This window comes from Burkholderia diffusa, from assembly GCF_902499115.1.
GTDB lineage: Bacteria > Pseudomonadota > Gammaproteobacteria > Burkholderiales > Burkholderiaceae > Burkholderia > Burkholderia diffusa.
The window spans coordinates 1-630 of the sequence record NZ_CABVPN010000084.1 but is presented as its reverse complement, the minus strand read 5'-3'; the positions used below and the strand labels follow the sequence as shown (position 1 = coordinate 630).

The window sequence follows — 630 nt, the reverse complement described above, 5'->3', positions numbered from 1 at the left end:
CTCCACCATTTCTGCGCCGGCATTCGCCACCTGCTGATGGACGTCAACCACGACGCCGTCTCGAAGGAAGGCGGCAAGCGGACGGCCGTCGTCGTCTTTGTCGTCTCGATCGCCCTGACGATCGCCATGGCACTCAAACTGTTCGGAGCATTCTAAGAAAATGGCAGCCAATAACCGAATCGGCTCGAAGCGCCTCGTCGTCGGCGCTCACTACGGCCTGCGCGACTGGCTCGCGCAGCGCGTCACCGCCACGATCATGGCGGTCTACACGGTCATTCTGCTCGTCCTGTTCTTCGGCGCGCACGACTTCTCGTACGAAGGCTGGGCATCGATCTTCTCCGCGCAATGGATGAAGCTCGCGACCTTCGTGACGCTGCTTTCCCTCTTCTACCACGCATGGGTCGGCGTGCGCGACATCTGGATGGACTACGTGAAGCCCGTCGGTGTGCGCCTGCTGCTGCAATCGCTGACCATCGTCTGGCTGCTCGCATGTGCGGGCTACGCCGCGCAGATTCTCTGGAGAGTGTAAAGAATGGCTGCAATCAAAACTTCCCTGCCGCGCCGCAAGTTCGACGTGGTGATCGTCGGCGCGGGCGGCTCGGGCTTGCGCGCAGCGCTGCAACTGTCGCG

At 62.2% G+C, this 630-nt stretch carries 3 protein-coding genes; all 3 read left to right on the top strand.

Annotated elements, in window-relative coordinates; all coding sequences use genetic code 11:
* The coding region (locus BTE28158_RS32325; RefSeq protein WP_420868031.1) for a succinate dehydrogenase, cytochrome b556 subunit at positions 1–156 on the top strand (156 nt) is incomplete at its 5' end.
* A gap of 4 nt (positions 157–160) precedes the next feature.
* Positions 161–529 carry a succinate dehydrogenase, hydrophobic membrane anchor protein gene (sdhD, locus tag BTE28158_RS32320; RefSeq protein ID WP_006399546.1) on the top strand — a complete coding sequence of 123 codons (369 nt, stop codon included), beginning with the start codon at positions 161–163 and terminating at the stop codon, positions 527–529.
* A 3-nt stretch (positions 530–532) separates the two neighbouring features.
* A partial coding sequence (locus BTE28158_RS32315; RefSeq protein ID WP_174920306.1) for an FAD-binding protein occupies positions 533–630 on the top strand: 98 nt, incomplete at its 3' end.